The organism is Pseudomonas sp. LAP_36 (assembly GCF_019456785.1).
Taxonomy (GTDB): domain Bacteria; phylum Pseudomonadota; class Gammaproteobacteria; order Pseudomonadales; family Pseudomonadaceae; genus Aquipseudomonas; species Aquipseudomonas tritici.
Genome location: NZ_JAHZMS010000001.1, coordinates 146,582 through 163,925, shown reverse-complemented (window position 1 = coordinate 163,925; position 17,344 = coordinate 146,582). Strand labels below are relative to the sequence as shown.

The 17,344-nt window shown below is 59.3% G+C and carries 13 protein-coding genes; 10 read left to right on the top strand and 3 right to left on the bottom strand.

From position 1 onward, the window contains the following. Nucleotides 1–61: 61 nt before the first annotated feature. From JBO08_RS00815 to JBO08_RS00805, 3 genes are all read right to left on the bottom strand, one after another. Entirely contained in the window at nt 62–1,786 is a 1,725-nt protein-coding gene (locus JBO08_RS00815; protein WP_065946180.1) for an ABC transporter ATP-binding protein/permease, read from the bottom strand. A 100-nt stretch (nt 1,787–1,886) separates the two neighbouring features. Further along, a complete protein-coding gene (locus JBO08_RS00810) occupies nt 1,887–2,447 on the bottom strand; it encodes a response regulator transcription factor (RefSeq protein ID WP_043048539.1) in 561 nt (186 codons plus the stop codon). Continuing rightward, the gene (locus JBO08_RS00805; RefSeq protein ID WP_065875125.1) at nt 2,440–3,702 is read right to left on the bottom strand and encodes an ATP-binding protein; all 1,263 of its coding nucleotides are present in this window, start codon (nt 3,700–3,702) and stop codon (nt 2,440–2,442) included. The genes JBO08_RS00810 and JBO08_RS00805 overlap by 8 nt, the downstream gene beginning before the upstream one ends. A gap of 205 nt (nt 3,703–3,907) precedes the next feature. On the opposite strand from JBO08_RS00805, the gene JBO08_RS00800 reads away from it, so the two are divergent. The 10 genes from JBO08_RS00800 to JBO08_RS00755 all read left to right on the top strand — a co-directional run bounded on the left by JBO08_RS00800 (nt 3,908) and on the right by JBO08_RS00755 (nt 17,312). Beyond that, a complete protein-coding gene (locus tag JBO08_RS00800) occupies nt 3,908–4,621 on the top strand; it encodes an SIMPL domain-containing protein (RefSeq protein WP_220074600.1) in 714 nt (237 codons plus the stop codon). 90 nt (nt 4,622–4,711) lie between these two features. Further along, nucleotides 4,712–6,313, top strand: a complete 1,602-nt coding sequence (locus tag JBO08_RS00795) for an ABC transporter substrate-binding protein (protein ID WP_065879623.1) — start codon at nt 4,712–4,714, stop codon at nt 6,311–6,313. A 258-nt stretch (nt 6,314–6,571) separates the two neighbouring features. Then, nucleotides 6,572–8,200, top strand: a complete 1,629-nt coding sequence (locus JBO08_RS00790; RefSeq protein ID WP_065875127.1) for an ABC transporter substrate-binding protein — start codon at nt 6,572–6,574, stop codon at nt 8,198–8,200. A gap of 364 nt (nt 8,201–8,564) precedes the next feature. Continuing rightward, nucleotides 8,565–10,109, top strand: a complete 1,545-nt coding sequence (locus JBO08_RS00785; RefSeq protein WP_371905303.1) for an ABC transporter substrate-binding protein — start codon at nt 8,565–8,567, stop codon at nt 10,107–10,109. A gap of 170 nt (nt 10,110–10,279) precedes the next feature. Further along, nucleotides 10,280–11,674 carry an OprD family outer membrane porin gene (locus tag JBO08_RS00780; RefSeq protein ID WP_065875129.1) on the top strand — a complete coding sequence of 465 codons (1,395 nt, stop codon included), beginning with the start codon at nt 10,280–10,282 and terminating at the stop codon, nt 11,672–11,674. 80 nt (nt 11,675–11,754) lie between these two features. Further along, the gene (locus tag JBO08_RS00775; protein WP_065879624.1) at nt 11,755–13,353 is read left to right on the top strand and encodes an ABC transporter substrate-binding protein; all 1,599 of its coding nucleotides are present in this window, start codon (nt 11,755–11,757) and stop codon (nt 13,351–13,353) included. 76 nt (nt 13,354–13,429) lie between these two features. Further along, complete coding sequence (locus JBO08_RS00770; RefSeq protein ID WP_003171721.1) at nt 13,430–14,440, top strand: ABC transporter permease subunit; 1,011 nt, start codon at nt 13,430–13,432, stop codon at nt 14,438–14,440. A 10-nt stretch (nt 14,441–14,450) separates the two neighbouring features. Then, the gene (locus JBO08_RS00765) at nt 14,451–15,362 is read left to right on the top strand and encodes an ABC transporter permease subunit (protein ID WP_010213191.1); all 912 of its coding nucleotides are present in this window, start codon (nt 14,451–14,453) and stop codon (nt 15,360–15,362) included. Nucleotides 15,363–15,372: 10 nt separating this feature from the next. Continuing rightward, nucleotides 15,373–16,341 carry an ABC transporter ATP-binding protein gene (locus JBO08_RS00760; protein ID WP_065875131.1) on the top strand — a complete coding sequence of 323 codons (969 nt, stop codon included), beginning with the start codon at nt 15,373–15,375 and terminating at the stop codon, nt 16,339–16,341. Beyond that, complete coding sequence (locus tag JBO08_RS00755) at nt 16,341–17,312, top strand: peptide ABC transporter ATP-binding protein (RefSeq protein WP_016976250.1); 972 nt, start codon at nt 16,341–16,343, stop codon at nt 17,310–17,312. Before JBO08_RS00760 ends, JBO08_RS00755 begins: the two co-directional genes overlap by 1 nt. Nucleotides 17,313–17,344: the final 32 nt, after the last annotated feature.

Genomic DNA, 17,344 nt, shown 5'->3' with positions numbered 1-17,344 from the left:
AGCCGGGCTTTTTTGTGAGTCTCACAAACAACATCAAATCAAATGTGAAAAGTGCAAGACCTTACGCCAATGGTTGTTCTTGCAAGCGCCCGCTTTCGATCCGCACATGCCGCCCATGGAAACGCTTGAGGCTGCTGCGATGCCCCACGCTGACAATGCTCAGCCCCGGCAGCTCATCAATCAACGTTTGGTACAGCGTTGCCTCATCCTCTTCATCCATAGCCGACGTCGCTTCGTCCATGTACAGCCATTGCGGCGCATACAACAACGCACGGGCGAAGGCCAGGCGCTGCTGCTCGCCCGGGGAGAGCATGCGCTGCCAGTGGTTGGCTTCGTCCAGACGACCCACCAGATGGGGTAAACGGCACGTCTCGAGGACCTGTGCATAACGTTCTGCCGGGTAGGCGCTGTCGTCCTGTGGATAACTCAACACCGCCTTCAGCGTGCCAATCGGCAAGTACGGTTTTTGCGGCAGGAACAAAGAGCGCTCGGCCGGCAGGCGAATATTACCGTGGCCGTTGGGCCACAGGTTGCCCATAGCCCGCAGCAAGGTCGACTTGCCGCTGCCGGAACGACCGCTGAGCATCACGCGCTCACCTTCGGCGACGACCAGGTCGGCGCTCTGCAGCAGATGGCGGCCGTCTGCGAGGTCCAGGCTCAGGTCCTTGACCTGCAAATCCCCGCCTTGATGTTGCAAGCCAATGCCCATGGTGCGGTTTTCGTTGTCGTGCATGGCCTGGCCGAAACTCAGCAGACGATCACAGGTGGCGCGCCAACTGGCCAGCATCGTATAGGCGTCGACAAACCAGCTGAGGCTGCCCTGCACACTGCCAAACGCCTGGGCCACCTGCATCAGTACGCCCAGTTCGATTTTGCCGGAAAAATAACGCGGCGCCGCGACCACAAAGGGAAAGATAATCGCGATCTGGGAGTAACCACTGGTAAAAAAATTCAGGCGCTTCTTGAGCTGCATGATGCTCCAGAAATTGCTCCACACCCGCCCGAAACGCGCACTCAATTGCTGGTGTTCGTTGCGCTCGCCATTGATCAGCGCGATGCTTTCCGCGTTTTCGCGCACCCGCACCAGGCTGAAACGCAAGTCGGCCTCAAACCGTTGTTGACGGTTGCTCAGGCCGATCAGTTTTCGACCAATCAAGTGGGTCAACCAACTGCCGACCACCGCATAAACCAGCGCCGCCCAGAACATGTAGCCGGGAATGGTGATGCCCCACACTTCGATACTGCCGGACACGCCCCACAGAATCACCGAGAACGACACCAGGCTCACCAGGTTGCTGATAAAACCCAGCCCCAAGTTGAGGGTGCTGCTGGTAAAAGCGTTGAGGTCTTCGGAGATACGCTGGTCGGGGTTATCGGTGTAGCCGCCGTATTCCAGGTGGTAGTAATTCTTGTGGCTCAACCATTGGGCAAAGTAGGTTTCCGTCAGCCAGCGGCGCCAGCGGATGGTGAGCATCTGTTGCAAATAGGAGGTGAACACACCGGTCACGATTGCCACCACCGCAATCACGCTGAAGTACATCAGTAGATGGGTGAAGGCGTCGTAGTCCTTGTGCTCCAGGGCGTTGTAGAAGTCGCGGTTCCAACTGTTGAACCATACCGACACAGCGACGCTGAACAGCGAAAGCCCCAGTACCACCAACAGCAGCAGCCAGGCCTTGCCCTTCTCTTCGCTGCGCCAATAAGGCGTGATCAGCCCCCACACCCGCCGTAAAAATTGCCCACGCACCGCGTCGTTGACCGCGGAGTACTCAGCGTTCTGATTCATCGTTCAGGCTCGGTAGGGATTAGGTCACAGGCGTATGAACCGATCATAGGTGATCGGTTCATACGCCTGTGCGGCCTGAAGCAGACTGTTCAGCTTAGGTTCAGCGACGTACCGGGCGCTTCTGCAACTTACGCTGCAAGGTGCGGCGATGCATGCCCAGGGCGCGGGCAGTGGCGGATATATTGCCTTCGTGCTCGGTCAGCACGCGCTGGATGTGCTCCCACTGCAAGCGGTCCACCGACATCGGGTTTTCCGGCACCAGGGTGTCGAGGTCAGCGTGCTCGGACAGCAAGGCGGCCAGTACGTCGTCGGCGTCTGCCGGCTTGCACAGGTAGTTGCACGCGCCGCGCTTGATGGCTTCGACCGCAGTGGCAATGCTGGAGTAACCGGTGAGGATCACCACACGCATTTCCGGGTCGAGTTCCAGCAACCTGGGCAACAGCACCAGGCCGGAGTCGCCGTCCATTTTCAGGTCGAGCGCAGCGTAGTCCGGCAGGTCGGCCTGGGCGATGGTCAAGCCCTCTTCGGCGGAACCTGCGGTGCTGACGCGGAAACCACGACGGCTCATGGCACGCGCCATCACGCGGGTAAACGTGGCGTCGTCATCTACCAGCAACAGGTGCGGCAGTTCTTCGCCTTCGACTTGGATCTCGTCACTCATCGATATCTCCTCGTGCGACACGGGGCAGGCGCAGCTCGGTGAGCGTACCGCCTTCCTCATGACTATAGAGTTTCACTGAGCCGCCCGCGCGGGTCACGCTGGCCTTGCTCAAAAACAGGCCGAGGCCGAAGCCTTTGCCCTTGGTGGTAAAGAACGGTTTACCGATCTGCTCGGCAATCGCCAGCGGCACACCCGCGCCGTGGTCACGAATGCTGATGGTCACGTTTTCGGCATCCCAGTCCAACTGTACGCCCAAGCCTTCGGGGCAGGCGTCAGCGGCGTTGTTCAGCAGGTTGAGCAGGGCCTGGGTCAAATCCGGTGGCGGCGCCATGCGCGGCACGCTGCCCTGCCCCAGCAGATGAAAACGGTAACTGGCTTCGGGGCGCATCAGGTGCCAGCGGTTCAGGGCTTCGTCGAGCCACTGGGTCACGTCCTGCATCTCCACCGCCAGGCGGCGATTGGCTTCGGCGGCGCGTACCAACTGCTGAAGGGTCTGCTTGCACTGCTTGACCTGCTCACGCAGCACGCCGAGATCTTCTTGCAACGCCGGGTCGTGATGGTCCTGGGTCATTTCGTTGAGCAGCACGCTCATGGTGGCCAAGGGTGTGCCCAGCTCATGGGCGGCGCCGGCTGCCTGGGTGGCAACGGCCAACAACTGCTGGTCGCGCAAGCCTTCTTCACGGCGAATGGCGCGCAGTTCTTCCTGGCGGCGCAGTTCTTCGGCCATGCGGGCAGCGAAGAACGTAATGACCGCAGCGGACAGCGCAAAGCTCAGCCACATCCCGTAGATCTGCAGGTTTTCCCGCGCGATCGGGAACGTTTGCAGCGGATAGAAGCGCGCCAACAGCAAGGTGTACAGCGTCAACGCGATGCCCGACAGCACCACCGAATAGCGCCACGGCAGGGTCACGGCGGCGATGGTCAGTGGCACCAGGTAATAAGAAACAAACGGATTGGTGGAACCACCGGAGAAATACAGCAACACACTGTGGATAAACAGGTCGCACGCCAATTGCAGGGCGTATTCCAGCTCGGTCACCGGCCACGTGGTGCGCAACCGGATGGCGGTAAACACACAGAGCACGATGGAGAAACCCAGGGTCACGCCCAATTGCAGCCATGGCAGCGGCAACAGGTCGAACCAATAGGCGAGCCCGACAGAGCCGGCCTGTGCGGCCAGTACCAGGGTACGGATGAACGTCAGGCGCCAGAGGTTCTGGCGGGTGGCGGAAGTCAGTTTTACGGCGGCGAGCATGAGCTCTCCCGGTGAGCGCTGCAGGCGGATCGGCAGGAGTATAAACGAAGCCGGCAGGCTGGCACGGCGCGTGTGGCTCTTTGCCGCAGGCCGGGCAAATGACCGTTCGTCGGCGTCGCCGCAACTTGTAGCTAATGTGTAAACCCGAAGAACCCAACGCCATCGTCTACAGTCTTACCGAACACGAACATTCCAAGGAGCTTTCATGTCTCGTTTCACTCGCAGTGCAGCCGTTATCACGCTCAGCGTCAGCGCCCTGGCCAGCCTTCCGGCCCTGGCCGCCGATGAGCTGCATTACAACCAGATTTCCCTGCGCGCCGAGGCCAGCCAGGAAGTGGCCCGCGACAAGATGATCGTCACGCTGTACACCGAATCCCAGAACAGCGACCCGGCCAAGCTCGCCGCCGAAATCACTGAAACGATGAACAAGGCCCTCGGCCAGGCCCGCGAAGTCAAAGCCCTGACCCTGCGCCAAGGCAGCCGCAACAGCTACCCGATCTACGACAACAAGAACCAGAAGATCACTGGCTGGCGTGAGCGTGCCGAACTGCGCCTGGAAAGCGCGGACTTCCCGGCGCTGTCCAAGCTCACCGGCGAACTGCTGACCACCCTGAAGATGGACAACATGGACTTCGCCATCGCCGACGCCACGCGCAAGTCCAGTGAAGATGCGCTGCTCAAGGATGCGGTTGCCGCCTTCAAGGCACGCGCGCAACTGGCAACCGATGCGTTGGGCGGCAAGGGCTACAAGATCGTCAACCTGAACTTCAACACCAACGGTTACCCAATGCCTTATGCCCGTGGCGGCATGATGATGAAGGCAGCGATGGCCGATTCGGCACCGACACCGGAAGTAGAAGCCGGCACCAGCCAAGTCACCATGAGTGCCGATGGCGTGATCGAAGTGCAGATGCAGTGACCCCTACCTGACAAACCTGAACGGCGTTACCCTCGGTGACGTCGTTTTCGTTTGGGCAGCTTATGTATGCCTGCCACTTCAGGGGTCTCCATGGAAAGAATCGCCTTAAAACCGCTCCTCCTCGCCGCAGGCCTGCTGGCCTTTATGCCGTTGGCCCAGGCGGCCAGCACCCTGGTCTACTGCTCCGAAGCCAGCCCCGCCGGTTTCGACCCCAGCCAGTACACCAGCGGCACCGATTTTGATGCATCTGCCGAAACCGTGTTCAACCGCCTGACCCAGTTCAAGCGCGGCGGCACCGAAGTCGAACCTGGCCTGGCGACAAGCTGGGATGTTTCCAAGGACGGCCTGACGTATACCTTCCACCTGCGCGATGGCGTCAAGTTCCACACCACGGATTTCTTCACGCCTACTCGCGACTTCAACGCGGATGACGTGCTGTTCACCTTCAATCGCCTGCTGGATGCCGAAAGCCCGTTTCGCAAAGCCTACCCTTCCGAGTCGCCGTACTTCACCGACATGGGCTTGAACACCACGATAAAGAGCGTCGACAAACTCGACGAACACACCGTGCGCTTCAACCTGAACAACGTCGATGCGTCGTTCGTGCAGAACCTGGCCATGAGCTTCGCTTCGGTGCAATCCGCCGAGTACGCCGCGCAACTGCTCAAACAAGGCACAGCCTCCGACATCAACCAGAAGCCGGTGGGCACCGGGCCGTTTGTGTTCAAGCGCTACCAGAAGGATTCGCAGATCCGCTACGTGGCCAACAAACAGTATTGGAAGCCCGAAGAGGTGAAACTCGACAACCTGGTGTTCGCCATTACCCCGGATGCCGCGTCACGCCTGCAAAAGCTCAAGGCCGGCGAATGCCAGGTCAGCGGCTACCCGCGCCCCGCCGATATCGAAGTGATGAAGCAGGACCCGAATCTGCGCGTGCTGCAGCAAGCCGGTTTCAACCTGGGCTTTCTGGCCTACAACGTGACCCACCCGCCGCTGGACCAGCTCAAGGTGCGCCAGGCGCTGGACATGGCGATCGACAAGCCGGCGATCATCAAGGCCGTGTACCAGGGCGCCGGGCAATTGGCGCAGAACGCTCTGCCCCCTGCGCAGTGGTCTTATGACCCGACCATCAAAGACGCGCCGCACGACCCGACCAAGGCTCGGGCGCTACTAAAAGAAGCAGGGGTTGCACCCGGTACCACCATCAACCTGTGGGCGATGACCGTACAACGCGCGTCCAACCCAAACGCGCGCATGTCCGCGCAGATGATCCAGCAGGATTGGGAAAAGGTGGGCATCAAGGCCAACATCGTCAGCTATGAATGGGGCGAATACATCAAGCGCGCCAAAAACGGCGAGCACGATGCGATGATTTATGGCTGGACCGGCGACAACGGCGACCCGGATAACTGGCTTGGCGTGCTCTACAGTTGTGCTGCGGTCAAGGGCAGCAACTACGCTAAATGGTGTAACCCGGCGTACGACAAACTCGTGCAACAAGCCAAGATCAGCAATGACCGCGAGCAGCGCATCAAGTGGTATCAACAGGCGCAGAAAATCCTTAAGGAACAGGTACCTATAACGCCTATCGCAAACTCGACGGTTTTCCAACCCATGCGCAAGGAAGTCAAAGACTTCAAGATCAGCCCCTTCGGGTTGACGCCGTTCTATGGCGTGAGTCTAGATAAGTAACAGCAACGCCCCAACCGAGTGCGCCAGACGCCTCGGTTGGTCTTTTTTAGTGCGCTGCTTGCACCGAAAAAACCCTCGAAATATGCGCAAATATGTACAAACTTTCATAATTGCGACATTCCTGTACGTTCGTACCACTGTTTCACCCTCGTAACGGTTCAGCATCTTGCAATGGGTATGGCGCCTGCATAAGTATCCGCAGGCCGACTCACGAGGTCGCCCTCACCATCAAAAATGACAACAAATCATGAGGCCAACATGCTTAGAAACGCAGTCATTCCGTTAATTGTTAGCGCTGGCCTAATGGCCGCGGCGCCTTTCGCCCAAGCGGCGACTAACCTGGTGTTCTGCTCCGAAGGGAGCCCGGCCGGTTTTGATCCAGGCCAGTACACCACCGGAACAGACTTCGATGCCTCGGCCGAAACCATGTTCAACCGCCTGACCCAGTTCGAACGCGGCGGCACCGCTGTGATTCCTGGGTTGGCCACCAGCTGGGACGTGTCTTCGGATGGCTTGACCTACACCTTTCACCTGCGTGATGGCGTCAAGTTCCACACCACCTCGTACTTCAAGCCGACCCGTACCTTCAATGCCGATGACGTGCTGTTCACGTTCAACCGCATGATCAACAAGGACGATCCGTTCCGCAAAGCCTACCCCACTGAGTTCCCGTACTTCACGGACATGGGGATGGACACCAACATCAAGAACATCGAGAAAGTCGATGAGCACACCGTCAAGTTCACCCTTGGCACTGTGGACGCCGCGTTCATCCAGAACCTGGCAATGAGCTTCGCCTCGATCCAGTCGGCTGAATACGCCGCTCAACTGCTCAAGGAAGGCAAGCCTGCGGACATCAACCAGAAGCCAATCGGCACTGGCCCGTTCGTGTTCAAGAGCTACCAGAAAGACTCGAACATTCGTTACACCGGCAACAAGGACTACTGGAAACCTGAAGATGTGAAGATCGACAACCTGATCTTCGCCATCACCACCGACCCGTCGGTGCGTATCCAGAAACTCAAGAAAAACGAATGCCAGATCACCTTGTTCCCACGCCCGGCCGACCTCAAGGCGCTGGGTGAAGACAAGGACCTGAAACTGCCGCACCAGGCCGGTTTCAACCTGGGCTACATCGCCTACAACGTCATGGACAAGGTCAAGGGCAGCGACCAGCCAAACCCGCTGGCCGACCTGCGTGTGCGCCAGGCGCTGGACATGTCGGTGAACAAGCAGCAGATCATCGACTCCGTGTACCAGGGCGCTGGCCAATTGGCCGTGAACGCCATGCCACCGACCCAATGGTCGTATGACACCACCATCAAGGACGCCAAGTTCGACCCAGAGAAAGCCAAGGCGCTGCTCAAGGAAGCCGGCGTCAAGGAAGGGACCGAAATCGTTCTGTGGGCCATGCCGGTTCAGCGTCCGTACAACCCGAACGCCAAGCTGATGGCTGAAATGCTGCAAAACGACTGGAAGAAGATCGGTCTGAACGTGAAAATCACCAGCTACGAGTGGGGCGAGTACATCAAGCGCTCCAAAGGTGGCGAGAACCAGGCCATGATCATTGGCTGGAGCGGTGACAATGGTGACCCGGACAACTGGCTGAACGTGCTGTTCGGCTGCGACTCGCTGTCGGGTAACAACTTCTCCAAATGGTGCGACAAGAAATTCGACGGCATCGTGAAAGAAGCCAAGGCCACATCGGACGTCGCCAAACGCACCGAGCTGTACAAGCAGGCGCAACATGTCCTCAAAGATGCAGTCCCGATGACACCTATCGCGCACTCGACGGTGTATCAACCCATGCGCACCACCGTGCAGGACTTCAAGATCAGCCCGTTTGGCTTGAACTCCTTCTACGGCGTGAGCGTCAGCGGCAAGTAAGAAGCCTTGGCGGCGACGTTGCATAACGTCGCCGTTATTGCATCCGCCCGACCCGTAGGAAACAGACCACGCTTGCAATCGTTGCGTCCTACAGCAGCGAACTGCGATGCGTGACTCCGTTGCCTACAAGGTCAATCCGATTTGGTGCATTTACTGCCAGGTCCGCGACCCATAACGTCGTAGGACAGCAGAAGCACCAACCTCGGAAGGGTACTTGCTGCGTGTGGGATCAGTGATGTCCCCCTGGCCGAACGCCAGGGTGATTGCTCGCTGATGACAACTACAAACAAGGATCGGGATCGTCATGCGCCATACCACCGTTCTATCCGCAATTTTTGGCACCAGCCTTCTGGCCGTGGCCACGATGGGCCAAGCCGCCGACAAGAAGAGCCTGGTGTTCTGCTCGGAAGGCAGCCCGGCAGGTTTTGACACCGCGCAGTACACCACCGCCACCGATAACGATGCGGCCGAGCCGCTGTACAACCGCCTGGTTGAGTTTGAAAAAGGTGAGACCAATGTGGTGCCGGGGTTGGCAACCAAGTGGGATATTTCCGAAGACGGCCTGACGTACACCTTCCACCTGCGTGAAGGGGTGAAATTCCATAGCAACAAGGAATTCAAGCCAACGCGGGACTTCAACGCCGACGACGTGCTGTTCACCTTCAACCGCATGCTTGACCCTGAGCACCCGTTTCGCAAGGCCTACCCCACCGAGTTTCCGTACTTCAACGGAATGAGCCTGAACAAGAACATTGCCAAGGTCGAGAAAACCGACCCGCACACCGTGGTGATGACCTTGAACACGGTCGACGCTGCGTTCGTGCAGAACATTGCCATGAGTTTCGCTGCGATCCTGTCGGCCGAATACGCCGAGCAGTTGCTCAAGACCGGTAAGCCGAGCGATATCAACCAGAAGCCGATCGGCACTGGCCCCTTCGTGTTCCAGCGTTATCAGAAAGATTCGCAGATCCGTTACGTGGCCAACAAACAGTACTGGGACCCGAGCCGGGTCAAGCTCGACCAGTTGATCTTCGCCATCAACACCGACGCTTCGGTGCGGGTGCAAAAACTCAAGGCCGGCGAATGCCAGGTAACCCTGCATCCGCGCCCGGCTGACGTGGACGCCCTCAAGGCGGACCCGAACCTGCAACTGCTGACCAAGCCAGGCTTCAACCTCGGCTACATCGCCTACAACGTGCGCCACAAGCCATTCGACCAGCTCGAAGTGCGCCAGGCGCTGGACATGGCGGTGAACAAGCAGAGCATTCTGAATGCCGTGTACCAGGGCGCGGGGCAACTGGCGGTCAACGCGATGCCGCCGACGCAGTGGTCCTACGACGACAGCATCAAGGACGCCGCCTACAACCCGGAAAAAGCCAAGGAACTGCTCAAGGCCGCCGGCGTGAAGGAAGGTACCGAGATCACCCTGTGGGCAATGCCGGTACAACGGCCGTACAACCCCAACGCCAAGCTGATGGCCGAGATGCTGCAAAGCGACTGGGCCAAGATCGGCCTCAAGGTCAAGATCGTCAGCTACGAGTGGGGCGAGTACATCAAGCGCACCAAGAACGGTGAGCACGATATCAGCCTGATCGGCTGGACCGGCGACAATGGTGACCCGGACAACTGGCTGGGCACGCTTTATAGCTGCGACGCCATCGGCGGGAACAACTACTCCATGTGGTGTGACCCGGCGTACGACAAGTTGATCAAGCAAGCCAAGGTCGTGACTGACCGCGAACAAAGGACTGTTCTGTACAAACAGGCGCAGCAACTGCTCAAGCAGCAGGTGCCAATCACGCCAGTCGCCCACTCGACGGTCAACCAGCCGTTAAGCACCAAAGTCGAAGGTTTCAAAGTGAGCCCCTTCGGCCGCAACGTGTTCTCGGGCGTCAGTATCACCCCATAAGAAAATAACCGGATTGCGCAGGGCGAACATCGCCTTGCTGCAAACGCGCGGCCTTCTATTAGGATTTTTCCTACGGCAAACGTTTGCAATGGCTTGAACGAGTTACACACCCAATAGCCGGATCACCAAAAAAGACCGGCATTAAAAAGAGAACCAAAGGAGCTTCATTCATGAAACTGAGCAGCAAAGCGCTTCTGGCCCTGGCCATCAGCAGCATCACGGCCACCGCCTACGCTGAATCCGTCAGCCAGGACTTCGTTCCGACTACCCTGGCCGGCACCAGCGCGCAAAGCGAAGCCAAAGGCTTTATCGAAGACTTCAGCCTGGGCGGCACCACGCGTAACTGGTACTCCCACGAAAGCAAATACCGTGGCGGCACCTTCGAATACAAAAAGCATGGCCAGACGCTGACTGACCGTAACCGTACCAACTGGGTACAGGGCACGATCATCAACGCCAGCTCGGGTTTCACCCAGGGCACCGTAGGCGTCAAGACTGAATTGGCGGTGTACAACGCCGTGGTCCTGGACCGCAGCAAGCGTGATATCAAGGGCGGCTCCAACCGTACCCTGGCTGACTCCGACGGTGATGCAGTAGGCCAATGGAGCAAACTGGGCCTGGCCAACGTGCAGTTCCGTGTGTCGAACACCACGTTGACTGCCGGTCGTCAGAACTTCAGCAGCGGCATCGTCGACACCATCGGCAACCGTGCCCTGCCATCGAGCTTTGAAGGTGTGAGTTTCAACAGCGAAGAGTTCAGCAACCTGTCGTTCCAAGGTGGCGTGTTTGACCGCGTTTCGCCACGTACCGAACAGAGCCTGTCGAAATTCCGCAGCGAATACGGCAATGGCGCGGAAACCGACAAGGTGTCCACCCTGGGCCTGAACTACCAGCCGCTGAAAAGCCTGAAAGTCAGCGTCTTCGGCGCCAACGTGAAGGACTTCTGGAACCAGTACTACTTCGGCGCAACCCACGAGCTGGGTGATGCCCAGCAACTGGCCCTGACCACCGGTTTCAACTACTACAAGACTGTCGATGAAGGCAAAAAAGAGATGGGGGAAATCGACAACGATACCTACTCCCTGTCCCTGGGCCTGGCTCACCAGGCACACAGCCTGACCTTCTCCTACCAGGCTGTGAACGGTAACGAATACTTCGACTACCTGCACGAAACCAACGGCATCTACCTGGCCAACTCCCTGACCTCTGACTTCAACGGCCCGAACGAGAAATCGTTCCAGGTTGCCTATGGCATCAACATGGCCGAATACGGCGTGCCAGGCTTGAAGTTCAACATCTACTCGGCGCGTGGCTGGGGCATCGACGGCACTCACTACACCGGCAACAACGGTCGGGCCAAGTTCGCCTACGACGGCATCCAGAACCAGGACGGCGAAAAACACCAGGAATACGGTGTTGGCGGCTCTTACGCCATCCAAAGCGGCCCACTCAAGGCCACCACCGTGCGCGCAACCTATGTTGAGCACCGTGGCAGCGAGTTCCAGGCAGATGGCAGCATCAAAGAGTTCCGTCTGGTGACCACTGTTCCATTCAACATCCTTTAATTAGCGCCAGGTAGACGGCGGGCTCAGGACGAGCTCGCCGTCTACGTTTGTCTGGTCCCATCGATTGCAGAGGGCTCTGAATGAAAATGCTTCCACTACAAGCCGCCATGGCTGCCGCGCTGTTGAGCGTGGCGATCGGCGTTTCGGCCAAACCGCTGGTGGTCTGCACCGAAGCCAGCCCGGAGGGTTTCGACCCGGTCCTGTACACCACGGCCGTGACCGCTGACGCTGCTGCTGAAACCATGTTCAACCGCCTGGTGGATTTCAAGCCCGGCACCACTGAAGTGATCCCCGCGCTGGCCAAAGACCTGCCCGAGATCAGCGCCGATGGCCTGACCTACACCTTTCACCTGCGTGACGACATCAAGTTCCACACCACCGACTACTTCAAACCCACGCGCAACATGAACGCCGACGACGTGCTTTGGAGCTTCCAGCGCCAGCTGGACCCGAATCACCCGTGGCATAAAAAGTCCCTCGTGGGCTACCCGTACTTTGAAAGCATGGGCTTCAAGGAACTGCTCAAGAGCGTAGAGAAGACGGACGATCATACCGTCGTCTTTACCCTGACCCGTCCTGAAGCACCGTTCCTGGCCGACCTGGGCATGGCATTTTCTTCAATCCATTCGAAGGAATACGCCGACCAGTTGCTCAAATCCGGCAAGACCGAAGACCTGAACGCCAAGCCCATCGGCACTGGCCCGTTCATCTTCACCCGTTATCAGAAAGACGCCCAGGCGCGGTTCAAGGCCAACCCCGACTATTTCCGCGGCAAACCGGCAGTAGACCCGCTGATCCTGGCGGTCACCACCGATAACAACGTGCGCCTGCAGAAGCTCAAGGCCAACGAATGTCAGATCGCGTTATTCCCCAAGCCGGATGACATTCCAAGCATCAAGAAAGACCCTAACCTGAAAGTCGATGAGCTGGCAGCGATGACCACCAGTTACACGGCGTTGAACACCACCCACAAATACATGAGCGATGCGCGGGTCCGTCACGCGATCAACATCGCGTTCGACAAGGCCGGCTATACAGAAGCCCTGTTCGGCAAAGGCAATGCGGTGGTGGGCACCGGCCCTTATCCGCCGACCTTGCTGGGCTTCAGCGACAAGCTGAAGAATCCGCCCCGCGACCTGGACAAGGCCCGCGCCCTGCTCAAGGAAGCCGGCGTACCGGAAGGCACCGAATTCACCCTGTTCACCCGTAACGGCGGCGGCCCGACCAACCCTAACCCGATGCTCGGCGCACAGCGCATGCAGGCGGATCTGGCGCAGATTGGCTTGAAGGTCAATATCAAAGTTATGGAATGGGGCGAGATGCTCAAGCGTGCTAAAAACGGCGAGCACGACATGGTTTCGGCTGGCTGGGTAGGTGATAACGGCGACCCGGACAATTTCCTTACGCCAAACCTGAGTTGCGATGCTGCGAAAAACGGCGAAAACTACGCACGTTGGTGTAACAAAGAGTTTCAAGACTTGATCGATAAGGCACGTGCCGTCGCTGAACCCGGCCAGCGCGCTGCACTCTATGAACAAGCACAGGACGTTTTCGACAAGGACCAACCATGGCTTCCCATGGCTTACCCGAAACTGTTCACCGCCATGCGCAAGAACGTAGAAGGCTTCACCCAAAGCCCTCTGGGTACAAATAACTTCGCCACCACCCAGGTGAAGTAAATAAGAAAAACGCTCGGCGCCGTCGCTATTGACGGCGCCGGACCTGCCTAACCGGCTGATTGAGGTACACAACAAGATGTTTAGTTTTATTGCCCGCCGACTGGGGTTACTGATCCCCACGTTCTTCGGCATCACGTTGCTGACGTTTGCGTTGATTCGCATGATCCCTGGCGACCCCGTCGAAGTCATGATGGGCGAACGACGAGTCGACCCCGAGATGCACGCACAGGCAATGGAACGCCTTGGCCTTAACAAGCCGTTGTATGCGCAATATCTGGACTATGTCGGCAAGCTCGCCCAAGGCGACCTTGGCGAATCGCTGCGGACCCGGACCAGCGTGTGGACCGAATTCACCGCCCTCTTCCCGGCGACCCTGGAACTGTCCATGGCCGCCCTGTTGTTCGCCGGTATCCTGGGCCTGCTGGCCGGGGTGATCGCGGCACTTAAACGAGGATCCCTGTTCGACCACGGGGTGATGGGCATCTCCCTGGCGGGATATTCGATGCCGATCTTCTGGTGGGGCCTGATCCTGATCATGTTCTTCTCGGTGAGCCTGGGCTGGACCCCGGTTTCCGGGCGTATCGACCTGCTCTACGACATCGAGCCGCGCACCGGCTTCATGCTGATCGACACCCTGCTGGCTGACGAGCCAGACGCGTTCTGGGATGCACTGCACCACCTGATCCTGCCGGCCATCGTGCTTGGCACCATCCCGCTGGCAGTGATCGCGCGGATGACCCGGTCGTCGATGCTCGAAGTACTGCGCGAAGACTACATCCGCACCGCCAAGGCCAAGGGCCTGTCGCCGGCGCGCGTGGTATTCGTACACGGCCTGCGTAACGCGTTGATCCCGGTATTGACCGTGGTCGGCCTGCAAGTCGGCACGCTGCTGGCCGGTGCGGTTTTGACCGAAACCATCTTCTCGTGGCCCGGCATCGGCAAATGGCTGATCGAAGCCATTGGCGCGCGGGACTACCCGGTGGTGCAAAACGGCATTCTGCTGATCGCCTGCCTGGTGATCCTGGTGAACTTCGTGGTGGATATCCTCTACGGCTTCGCCAACCCACGCATCCGTCACCAGCGCTGAGATCAAGACCATGACCACACCTACTCCAGTGTCAGCAGTCGATCAAAGCCTGCTGTACCCGTCCCCGTACAAAGAATTCTGGCAAGCCTTCTCCAAGAACAAGGGCGCGGTTGCCGGCCTGTTGTTCATGTTGCTGATTGTGTTCTGCGCGATCTTCGCGCCCTGGGTTGCGCCGCATAACCCAAGCGAGCAATACCGCGACTTCCTGCTGACCCCGCCGGCCTGGCTGGAAGGCGGGCAGATGCAGTTCCTGTTGGGCACCGACGAATTGGGCCGTGATTTGCTCTCGCGCCTGATTCAGGGCTCGCGTCTGTCGTTGCTGATCGGTTTGTCGTCGGTGGTGATGTCGCTGATCCCGGGGATCCTGCTGGGTCTGTTCGCCGGATTCTTCCCACGCTTGCTCGGCCCGACCATCATGCGTTTGATGGACATCATGCTGGCCTTGCCCTCGCTGCTGCTGGCCGTTGCCATTGTCGCGATCCTCGGCCCTGGCCTGATCAACACCGTGATCGCCATCGCTATCGTCTCGTTGCCGTCCTACGTGCGTCTGACCCGCGCGGCGGTGATGGGCGAACTGAACCGTGACTACGTGACCGCCGCCCGCCTCGCCGGCGCCGGCCTGCCACGCCTGATGTTCATCACCGTGCTGCCCAACTGCATGGCGCCACTGATCGTACAGGCCACCTTGAGTTTCTCTTCGGCGATCCTCGATGCCGCGGCCCTGGGCTTCCTTGGCCTCGGCGTACAACCGCCAACCCCAGAGTGGGGGACCATGCTGGCGTCGGCCCGTGACTACATCGAACGCGCCTGGTGGGTGGTGAGCCTGCCTGGTTTGACCATTTTGCTCAGCGTGCTGGCAATCAACTTGATGGGTGACGGCCTGCGCGATGCGCTGGACCCGAAACTCAAGAACGCCGCCTGAGGAGATTCCCATGTCACTGTTAGAAATCAAGAATCTCAACGTCCGCTTCGGCGACAAGACCGCCGTGCCGGTGGTCGATGGCCTCGACATTTCGGTCGACAAAGGCGAAGTACTGGCGATCGTTGGCGAGTCGGGCTCGGGTAAATCCGTGACCATGATGGCGCTGATGGGCCTGATCGAGCATCCCGGCATCGTCACCGCCGACGCGCTGAACTTCGACGGCAAGGACATGCTCAAGCTGAGCAACCGCCAGCGTCGCCAGATCGTCGGCAAAGACCTGGCGATGGTGTTCCAGGACCCGATGACCGCGCTGAACCCCAGCTACACCGTGGGTTTCCAGATCGAAGAAGTACTGCGCCTGCATTTGAAGATGTCCGGCAAGCAAGCGCGCAAGCGTGCCATCGAACTGTTGGAAAAGGTTGAAATCCCAGGCGCCGCCAGCCGTATGGATGCCTACCCGCACCAACTGTCGGGTGGTATGAGCCAGCGTGTAGCCATCGCGATGGCGATTGCCGGCGAGCCGAAACTGCTGATCGCCGACGAACCGACCACCGCGCTGGACGTGACCATCCAGGCGCAGATCATGGAACTGCTGCTGGCCCTGCAGAAAGAACAGAACATGGGCCTGGTGCTGATCACCCACGACCTCGCGGTCGTGGCGGAAACCGCCCAGCGCGTGTGCGTGATGTACGCCGGCCAAGCCGTGGAAGTCGGCCAGGTGCCGCAGTTGTTCGACATTCCGGCGCACCCGTACAGCGAAGCGCTGCTCAAGGCGATCCCCGAGCACAGCCTCGGCGCCACGCGCCTGGCCACGCTGCCGGGTATCGTTCCTGGTCGTTATGACCGCCCGCAAGGTTGCCTGCTGTCACCCCGTTGCCCGTACGTGCAGGAATCCTGCCGCACCCAGCGGCCCGGACTTGACCCGAAAAGCCACAGCCTTGCACGTTGCTTCTACCCCTTGAACCAGGAGGTGGCGTAATGGCCGTCGTTCTTACCGCCCGCGACCTTACCCGTCACTATGAAGTGTCCCGTGGCCTGTTCAAGGGCCATGCCTTGGTACGTGCGCTGAATGGCGTGTCCTTTGAGCTGGAGGCCGGCAAGACCCTCGCCGTTGTTGGCGAGTCGGGTTGCGGCAAATCCACCCTGGCCCGTGCGCTGACGCTGATTGAAGAGCCGTCTTCCGGGTCCTTGAAAATCGCCGGCCAGGAAGTCGCCGGCGCCGACAAGGCCCAGCGCAAGCAATTGCGCAAAGACGTGCAGATGGTGTTCCAAAGCCCCTACGCCTCGTTGAACCCACGGCAGAAAGTCGGCGATCAACTCGGTGAGCCGCTGCTGATCAACACCAACCTGTCCGCCGCCGAACGCCGCGAGAAAGTGCAGGCGATGATGAAGCAAGTGGGCCTGCGCCCTGAGCATTATCAGCGTTACCCGCACATGTTCTCCGGTGGTCAGCGCCAGCGTATCGCCCTCGCCCGCGCGATGATGCTGCAACCGAAAGTGCTGGTGGCGGATGAGCCAACCTCTGCACTCGACGTGTCAATCCAGGCCCAGGTGCTGAACCTGTTCATGGACCTGCAGCAGGAATTCAACACGGCCTACGTGTTCATTTCCCACAACCTAGCCGTGGTGCAACACGTTGCCGATGACGTGATGGTGATGTACCTCGGTCGCCCGGTGGAAGTCGGCCCCAAGGAAGACATCTACGCCCGCCCGCTGCACCCGTACACCCAGGCGTTGCTGTCGGCGACCCCGACCATTCACCCGGACCCGAACAAGCCGAAGATCAAGATCGTCGGCGAACTGCCCAACCCGCTGAACCCGCCGCCCGGCTGCGCTTTCCACAAGCGCTGCCCGTACGCGACCGCGCGGTGCAGCACCGAGGAGCCGCAACTGCGCGCCTTGGATAACCGCCAGGTGGCTTGCCACTATGCGGAGCAATTTGTCGCCTGACCCTGCAACAAAAATGCCCTGAGTCTTGAGCC